This window comes from Lysobacter sp. Root916 (assembly GCF_001429785.1).
GTDB lineage: Bacteria > Pseudomonadota > Gammaproteobacteria > Xanthomonadales > Xanthomonadaceae > Lysobacter.
Genome location: NZ_LMJF01000014.1, coordinates 408377 through 416528 on the forward strand (window position 1 = coordinate 408377; position 8152 = coordinate 416528).

At 67.8% G+C, this 8152-nt stretch carries 7 protein-coding genes; 6 read left to right on the forward strand and 1 reads right to left on the reverse strand.

The genetic code is table 11. The features are described from left to right. Positions 1 to 4 precede the first annotated feature (4 nt). The 6 genes from ASE35_RS16635 to ASE35_RS16660 all read left to right on the forward strand — a co-directional run bounded on the left by ASE35_RS16635 (position 5) and on the right by ASE35_RS16660 (position 6520). Positions 5 to 643 carry a DUF938 domain-containing protein gene (locus tag ASE35_RS16635; RefSeq protein ID WP_057164531.1) on the forward strand — a complete coding sequence of 213 codons (639 nt, stop codon included), beginning with the start codon at positions 5 to 7 and terminating at the stop codon, positions 641 to 643. 154 nt (positions 644 to 797) lie between these two features. Beyond that, on the forward strand, positions 798 to 1049 hold the full coding sequence (locus tag ASE35_RS16640; protein ID WP_056177250.1) for a helix-turn-helix transcriptional regulator: 252 nt from the start codon (positions 798 to 800) through the stop codon (positions 1047 to 1049). A 42-nt stretch (positions 1050 to 1091) separates the two neighbouring features. After that, positions 1092 to 2393: a type II toxin-antitoxin system HipA family toxin gene (locus ASE35_RS16645; protein WP_235570093.1), complete on the forward strand. Its 1302-nt coding sequence runs from the start codon at positions 1092 to 1094 to the stop codon at positions 2391 to 2393. A gap of 126 nt (positions 2394 to 2519) precedes the next feature. Next, the gene (locus tag ASE35_RS16650; protein WP_057164533.1) at positions 2520 to 4187 is read left to right on the forward strand and encodes a serine hydrolase domain-containing protein; all 1668 of its coding nucleotides are present in this window, start codon (positions 2520 to 2522) and stop codon (positions 4185 to 4187) included. A 136-nt stretch (positions 4188 to 4323) separates the two neighbouring features. Then, positions 4324 to 6219 carry a M61 family metallopeptidase gene (locus tag ASE35_RS16655; RefSeq protein WP_057164534.1) on the forward strand — a complete coding sequence of 632 codons (1896 nt, stop codon included), beginning with the start codon at positions 4324 to 4326 and terminating at the stop codon, positions 6217 to 6219. 118 nt (positions 6220 to 6337) lie between these two features. After that, positions 6338 to 6520, forward strand: a complete 183-nt coding sequence (locus tag ASE35_RS16660) for a DUF1272 domain-containing protein (protein ID WP_235570095.1) — start codon at positions 6338 to 6340, stop codon at positions 6518 to 6520. Positions 6521 to 6627: 107 nt separating this feature from the next. Here the strand turns inward: ASE35_RS16660 and yjjJ are convergent, their stop codons facing one another. Next, positions 6628 to 8010, reverse strand: coding sequence for a type II toxin-antitoxin system HipA family toxin YjjJ (gene yjjJ, locus ASE35_RS16665; protein WP_057164536.1), 1383 nt, complete (start codon positions 8008 to 8010; stop codon positions 6628 to 6630). Between the last annotated feature and the right edge of the window lie 142 nt (positions 8011 to 8152).

Sequence of the window (8152 nt, forward strand, 5' to 3'; positions counted from 1 at the left end):
GCGCATGAGCGGCAAACCGCATTCGCCGTCCTGCGAGCGCAACCGCGAGCCGATTCTGGCGGTGCTGCGGCGCCACCTGCCGGCGCGCGCGAACGTGCTCGAGATCGGCAGCGGCACCGGCCAACACGCGGTGCATTTCGCCGCGGCGATGCCGGGCTGGGTCTGGCAATGCTCCGATCGTGCCCAACACCTGCCCGGCATCCGCGCCTGGCTGGACGAGGCCGCGCTGGCCAATACGCCGCCGCCGTTCGAGCTGGCGGCGGTGACCGCGCCGGTACCCGGATTCGCGCCGCCGCCGCGCATCCCCACCGATCCGGTGGCGTTGCGCTCGGGCTACGACGCGGTGTTCAGCGCCAACACCCTGCACATCATGGGCTGGCCGCAGGTCGAGGCGGTGTTCGCCGGCCTGGCGACGGTGCTGGCCGATGCCGCGACCGTGGCGATCTACGGCCCCTTCAATTACGCCGGCGCCTACACCAGCGACAGCAACCGCGACTTCGATGGCTGGCTCAAGCAGCGTGATCCGGTCTCGGGCATCCGCGATTTCGAAGCGGTCGACGCGCTCGCCCGCGGCATCGGTCTGGACCTGGTCGACGATGTCGAGATGCCGGCTCATAACCGCAGTTTGATTTGGCGGCGCTGATCGGCTCGGGCATGTAGTCGCTTGTGATCCGTGAGTACAACTCTTAAGTTGTTTTTCAGGTTAACAACTTATGAGTTGTTTTACATTTAACAACTTATCGCTTGTATTTATGATATACAAGTTATGAGCTGTAATTTGATATGAGGAGCGCTCCATGGACTACACCGTGCGGACGGTCGGACAACTGGAGCCCCTGCTGAAAGGCTTCCGGAAAGCCAAGAAGTACAGTCAGGCGAACTTGGCGCACCGTCTGGGCATCACTCAGCAGGCGCTGTCCGCGCTGGAGCGCGACCCTGAAAGCGCGAGCTTCTCGCGCTTGCTGCAGATACTGGCCGCGCTCGACGTCGAAATCTTGTTGCGCGACCGAAAGTCGGGCGCCGATGAAGGTCAGCCTGGGCACTGGTGATCCATGGCGCGTGCAAAACGTAGCGGTGCACTGACCCTATGGATGAACGGGGAGCGCGTGGGCCTGTGGCGAAACGCGCACGGCGAGGGGCAGGAACTGGTTTATGACCCTGCCTGGCTGGCATCTCCGCGTGCCCGGCCGCTGTCGCTTTCGTTGCCGTTCACTCCGGCCAACGCACCGCATCGTGGCGACAAGGTGCGCCACTACTTTGAGAATCTGTTGCCGGACAGCCAGAAGATCCGCGAACGATTGGCGGCCAAGTACGGGGCCGCCTCGCAACAGGCGTTCGACCTGTTGCGCGAGATCGGCCGCGACTGCGTCGGGGCCTTGCAGCTGATGCCGGAGGGCGAGACCCCGCAGGACGTGCGTGCGATCCATGGAAAGCCGCTGGACGAGGCCGAGATCGAACAGTTGCTGCGCGACGTGGTGCGTCCCGATGGCGCCGCCAACCAGGACCACGATACGGATTTCCGGATCTCGATCGCGGGCGCGCAGGAAAAGACCGCGCTGCTCTGGCATCAAGACCGATGGCAGCGCCCGCTGGGGGCGACGCCCAGTACCCATATCTTCAAGTTGCCGCTGGGCCTGGTAGGCAACCTGCGCGTCGACCTGCGCGATTCGGTCGAGAACGAATGGCTGTGCTCGCGCGTGCTGCACGCCTACGGCATTCCGGTAGCCGAGTGCCGGATGATGCGATTCGGCGACCAGCAGACCTTGGTGGTGCGACGCTTCGATCGCGAACTGGCGGCGGACAGGCGCTGGATCGTACGCATCCCCCAGGAGGATTTCTGCCAGGTGCTGGGGCAGCCGGCATGGCGGAAATACGAAGCCGATGGCGGCCCCGGCATGGCCGACATCCTGCGAGTGCTGGCGAACTCGGTTGAGCGCGAGGCCGATCGCGAAACCTTCTATCGCGCCCAATTGCTGTTCTGGATGCTCGCGGCCACCGATGGCCATGCCAAGAACTTCAGCGTGTTCATAGGCGCGGGCGGCAGCTATCGCATGACGCCGTTGTACGACGTGCTGTCGGCATGGCCGGTGACGGGGGCGAGTGCCGGAAAGATCCCGCAGCAGAAACTCAAAATGGCGATGGCCGTACGCAGCAAGAGCAACCACTACCGCATCGCCGAAATCCAACGCCGGCACTGGAACGCGATGGCGCGCTCGATCGGGCTGGGGATGGATTTCGAAAGCCAGATCGCGGACATCATCGACGCGACGCCGCGGGCGATCGCTCAGGTCGAACGCGAACTGCCCGCGAATTTTCCCGCGTATGTCGCCGACGCGGTGCTCGGTGGCTTGCGTCGGTCGGCCGAGAAATTGGCCTTGATGCCGGCGACGTAGCGGACCCGCGCGGGCCGCTACGACACTGGCAACGCACCGGCCCATGACCGTATCGTCGTCTCGACGGCAGGGACGCTCGATCGACGGGCGTAGTCCCCGGCGCCGTCGCTCACGGAGCTCCCCCGCATGCGTCTTTGGATTCTGTCCCTCGCGCTGACCGCCGCGTCGCTGCCGGCGCTCGCCGCCACGCCGCCGAATGCGGCCGAGGTCGCGCGTTTCGCCGAACGGCAACTACAGGACAACTACCCGGCCGACGGTCCCGGCGCCGCGCTCTTGGTCGCGCGCGGCGATCAGGTGCTGTTCCGCGGCGCGCGCGGCGAAGCCAGCGTCGAGCTGGGCGTGCCGCTCACGCCCGACAGCGTGTTCCGGATCGGCTCGGTGACCAAGCAGTTCGCCGCCGCCGGCCTGCTCAAGCTGGTCGAGGCCGGCAAGGTCTCGCTGGACGATCCGCTGTCCAAGTACCTGCCCGACTACCCCAACGCCGCCCACATCAGCGTCCATCAGCTGCTCAATCACACCTCCGGGGTGAAGAGCTACACCGGCATTCCCGGCGTGATGGCCGGGCCGATCCGCATGGATCTGAGCACGGCGCAGCTGATCGACACCTTCAAGAATCAGCCGGTGGATTTCGCGCCCGGCGCGCAGTGGGCCTACAACAACTCCGGCTACGTGCTGGTCGGCGCGGTCATCGAGGCCGCCAGCGGCCAGCCCTGGCATGCGTATCTGCAGCAGGCGCTGTTCGAACCGCTGGGCCTGAAGCACACCCGCTGGGGCGACGACCACGCCCTGATCCCGGGCCAGGTCCAGGGCTACACGCTCAGCCAGGGCCGTCCGGCGCCGGCCAACTACGCCAGCATGAGCCAGCCGCACGCGGCCGGCGCGCTGGTGTCCACGGTGGACGATCTGCTGCGCTGGAACCGCGCGCTGCACGAAGGCAAGGTCGTGCGCGCCGATCTCTACGCCAAGATGATCCAGCCCGAAGGCGCGGCGCTGAAGGAGCACTACGGCTACGGCATCGAGCACACCCGTCTGCGCGACGGCGACCTGCTCGCGCACGGCGGCGGCATCTTCGGCGCGATGTCGTTCCTGCTCTACCTGCCGGGCAGCGACGTGACCGTGGCGATCGTGCAGAACAGCGACAGCGTGGCGCCGGGTAAGCGCGCGCCCGAGGTGCTGGCGCGCAAGCTGGCCGCCTACGCGATCGGTCGGCCCTATCCGGAAGCCCAGGCGATCGCGCCGGCGCCGGCGCAACTGAAATCGCTAGAAGGCGTGTACCGCTCCGATCCCAAGACCGCGCGAGCGATCCAGGTGGTCGATGGCCGTCTGGTCTCGCAGCGTTTCGGCGGCCAGCGCGTGGCGATGACCGCGATCGGCCCGGACGAGTTCGTATTCGAGGACGGTCTGAGCCGGCTGCGCTTCGAGCGCGACGCCCAGGGCGCGGTGACCGGCACCCGCTTCTACGCCGACGGCGAAGGCGAGGGCTCGTTCTCGCCGCGCACCGACGAGCCGCTGCCCGCGGCGACCGTCGCGATCGCGCTGCCCGCGGCGGCGCGCGAACGCGTGGCCGGGCGCTACACGCGCGAGGGCATGGTGCTCAATGTGTTCCAGCAGGGCGAGCAGCTGCTCGCGCAGATGGCCGGGCAGCCTTCGTTCGTACTGGCCGCGACCTCGCCCACGCGCTTCGCGATCGATTCGGTCGGCGCGGTGCTGGAGTTCGCGCCCGAGTCCGGCCCGGCCAAGACCCTGACCCTGCGCCAGGGCGGCGCGGTACTGGAGTTCCAGCGCGCGCCCTGAGCCCGTGCGGCCGCCTGCGCCGTGTGCCGGAGCCGGCATTCGGCGCGACGGGCCGCGAAACGTGACCTATGGGAGAGGAGCGCGCGGCCGGCGCACGTAGGATGCGGGATCGTCCCCGTTACGCCGGAGCCGCTCCATGCCCCATCGTCCGTCGCCCGCCGTGTTGCCGCTGCTGATCGCGGCGCTGCTGCCTCTGTCGTCCGCAGCCCAGACCGCACCGCCGGCGGACACACCGTACCCGGGCACGCTGACGCTGGAGGTCGACGCCACCGACGTCGCCCACCGCGTGTTCCGCAGCAAGCAGCGCATCCCCGTGCAGCCCGGCCCCTTGACCCTGCTGTATCCGCAGTGGCTGCCCGGCAATCACTCGCCGACCGGTCCGATCAACAAGCTCGCCGGCCTGGTCGTCACTGGCAACGGCCAGCGCATCGCCTGGACGCGCGATCCGCTCGATGTCTACGCCTTCAAGCTGGTGGTGCCCGAGGGCGTGAGCACGATCGAGCTCGCGTTCGACTATCTCTCGCCCACCGGCGGCGAGCAGGGCCGGGTGGTGATGAGCCAGGACCTGCTGAGCCTGCAATGGAACGCGGTCGCGCTGTATCCGGCCGGTCACGACGCCGGCCGCATCCAGATCGCGCCGTCCTTGAAGCTGCCCGCGGGCTGGCAATCGGGCACCGCGCTGGAGGTCGAATCGCGCGAGGGCGACACCCTGCGCTACAAGCCGGTGTCGTTCGAGACCCTGGTCGATTCGCCGTTGTTCGCGGGCCGCTACTACCGCCAGATCGACCTCGCGCCCGGCGCCAAGGTGCCGGTGCGATTGAACATGGTCGCCGACCATCCCAAATACCTCGAAGCCAAGCCCGAGCAGCTCGCCGCGCACCGGCGCATGGTCGAGCAAGCGATGCGCCTGTTCCGCTCCCAACACTATGATCGCTACGATTTCCTGTTCTCGCTGTCCGACCAGATCGGCGGCATCGGCCTGGAGCACCACCGCTCCAGCGAGAACGGCGTGGATCCGGAGTACTTCACCGACTGGGACAAGAGCGCGGTCGGCCGCGACCTGCTCGCGCACGAGTACACCCACTCCTGGAACGGCAAATTCCGCCGTCCGGCCGATCTGGCCACGCCCAACTTCAACGTGCCCATGCAGGACAGCCTGCTCTGGGTCTACGAAGGCCAGACCCAGTACTGGGGTTATGTGCTGACCGCGCGCGCCGGCATGTGGAAGCCGCAGACCGCGCTGGACGCGCTGGCGATGACGGTCGCGGCCTACACCACCGATCGCCCCGGCTTCGCCTGGCGCAACGTCCAGGACACCACCAACGATCCCATCATCGGCCTGCGCCGGCCGCAGGCCTACCGCAGCCAGCAGCTCAGCGAGGAGTACTACTCCGCCGGCCAGCTGATCTGGCTTACCGTCGACGCCAAACTGCGCGAACTCAGCCGCGACAAACGTTCGCTCGACGATTTCGCCGCCGCCTTCTTCGGCGTCGACGACGGCAGCTACGCGGTTAAGCCCTATACCTTCGACGACGTGGTCGCGACCTTGAACGCAGTAGCCCCCCACGACTGGGCCGCGTTCCTGCGTCAGCGCCTGGACGCCAACGCCGCGCCGCTGGACGGCCTGGCCGCGAGCGGTTGGAAGCTGGTCTACACCGACAAGCCCAGCGACTACGTCAAACAGAGCGAGGGCGCACGCAAGGTCACCGATCTGAACTGGTCGCTGGGCCTGATCGTGTCGAACAAGGACGCGACCCTGTCCTCGGTGCGCTGGGACGGCCCGGCCTTCAACGCCGGCCTGGCGCCGGGCTCGACCCTGCTTGCGGTCAACGGCTATACCTTCGAGGGCGAGCGCCTCAAGGACGCGATCACCGCGGCCAAGGACAAGGGCGAGCCGATCGAGCTGGTGGTCAAGCAGGGCGAAGCGGTCAAGACCGTGCGCATCGATTACCGCGAGGGGCTCAAGTATCCGAGCCTGGAGCGCATCCCCGGCACGCCGGATCGGTTGTCGAAGATCCTGGCGCCGAAGTAGGTGGCCTCGCAGGCGGCGCCGCAGCCAACGCGATCCGACGTGGCGACGCTCGTCGTCGCCGCCGTCGCGCGCTAGGCTGCGCGCATCCGTCGCGCCCGAGGCCACCGGCATGCTCGAAATGAAACCCCAGTGCGAACGCTGCAACGCCGCCTTGCCGCCCGACAGCGCGGCGGCGCTGATCTGCAGCTACGAATGCACGTTCTGCGTCGACTGCGTGCAAGGGCCCTTGGACGGCGTATGTCCCAATTGCGGCGGCCAGCTGCAGCCGCGTCCGACGCGTATCGCAAAACCCATCGCCTGAGCCCGTCCGCTTTTCGCGCGTGCCGCCACGTCGGGATTGCGTTAGGTAATGCGTCGCGTTCGAACCCCAGCCGCGCCGCACGCGATGAGCTCGCCGGTCTGGTGCGCTCAGCCCGGGAAGCGCTCCAGCAGCTGCTCGATCCGTTGCGCGTTGCCTTGCGCGATTGAGCGGAACGCCGGCCCGATGCGCTCGTCGGCCATGGAGCGCCGCCATAAGGCCAGCCCGGCCTCGCCGGCCCAGCGCCAGCTCGCCAGGGCGCCGGTCGGCAACGGCAGCGGGTAGGGGCGCTCGTGCACCGCGCCGCCGGCCCCGGGCCGATAGTGCATGGGCAGCATGTCGTAGACCGGCGCCAGCGCGACCCGCAACCGATCCGGCTGGCAAAGGAAGCTGAGGTTGCCGAAGTGCATGTCGATGTTGCCGATGAAGCGGCCGAACAGGTGCAGGCGGCGGATGCGTTCGGCATCGTCGCCACCGATCAGGCCTTCGCGCTGCAACGCGGCCGCCGACACCGGCCAGTTGCCCGGATCGCTGCCGGCGTAGGCCGCATCCAGCGCAAGCAGCGACACCATGCCGCGCCGCCCGCGCCGCGCCGTGCGATCGAAGCGCGTGGATTGCAGGAAGCGCCAGCCGTCGCTGTCGATCAATTCGGTGGCGGCCGCCTCGATGCCGCGCTCGGACAGCACCTCGCCCGCCAAGTGCTCGCAGGCCAACAGATTGACCCAACGGCGCGCGGTGGCATTGTCGGGGTCGTGGCGCGCGAACTTCACGATCACGCTCTGGCGTTCGCCTGTAGGCAAATCCAGCTCGGCGGTGAACTTGGGCTGCTCGCCGCCGGCCGAGGAGCCGGGCGCTTCCCCGGCTTCGGCCTGGAGCGCGCGTTGCGGATAGATCAGCGCGCGCTCGTCGGGCGCGATGATCGTGTCCAGGTTATCCAGCACGGTGTCCAGCAGCGCCTGTTCCAGCGCCTGTTCGCCCAGCACCAGGTCGCCGGGCAGATCGCTGCCGCGACGTAGCAACGCGGTCACCACGTCTTCGGGCTGCCACAGCAGCACGTCCGCGGGCGCCTCCAGTTCGGCCGCATGGCGATGCGCGAACGCGCGGCCCAGGAATCCCTGCGGCCGTAGATCGTCCAGAAACCAGGGCAGATCCGGATACAGGCCGTCGGCGAATTCGCCGTGCTGGTACAGCGGCAGCGGGCGCTCGGATTGCAGGAACCAACCGCCATAGACCACATGCAATCGGCCGAGTTGATCGGGCTGGCCATCGGGCGTGATCCGGTGCAGCGGCCAGTCGCTGCCGGCCCGCCCCAGTGGGCGCGAAAGCGCGTAACGGGCGGAGCGGGCACGGCCGATCCGGACCAGGCGCGTGCCCAGCCCCGCCAGCGCGCGCGACACCGTGGGCTGGCTGAGCTCCATCGCCGCAGCCAGCTCGGCGGCGGTGCGCGGCCCGCGACGCAGCAGGGCCTCAGCGGCTTCGGTATGACGGCTCATGCTTTAATTTGAATCTATTTATGAATAGATAGTCAAGCACAAAACCGGTCTTGACCCCGAAAATTCGGACTTAAGACCCTGGGGCCGGTAATTCGGTGAATAGATACTTTTGTTTTTACTCTGGTTAGCCTCGGCGGCGCTG

Coding starts and splice junctions, on each gene's coding strand:
- ASE35_RS16640 (WP_056177250.1), top strand. CDS start 798: ATGGACTACACCGTGCGGACGGTCGGACAACTGGAGCCCCTGCTGAAA.
- yjjJ (WP_057164536.1), bottom strand. CDS start 8,010: ATGAGCCGTCATACCGAAGCCGCTGAGGCCCTGCTGCGTCGCGGGCCG.
- ASE35_RS16635 (WP_057164531.1), top strand. CDS start 5: ATGAGCGGCAAACCGCATTCGCCGTCCTGCGAGCGCAACCGCGAGCCG.
- ASE35_RS16650 (WP_057164533.1), top strand. CDS start 2,520: ATGCGTCTTTGGATTCTGTCCCTCGCGCTGACCGCCGCGTCGCTGCCG.
- ASE35_RS16645 (WP_235570093.1), top strand. CDS start 1,092: ATGAACGGGGAGCGCGTGGGCCTGTGGCGAAACGCGCACGGCGAGGGG.
- ASE35_RS16655 (WP_057164534.1), top strand. CDS start 4,324: ATGCCCCATCGTCCGTCGCCCGCCGTGTTGCCGCTGCTGATCGCGGCG.
- ASE35_RS16660 (WP_235570095.1), top strand. CDS start 6,338: ATGAAACCCCAGTGCGAACGCTGCAACGCCGCCTTGCCGCCCGACAGC.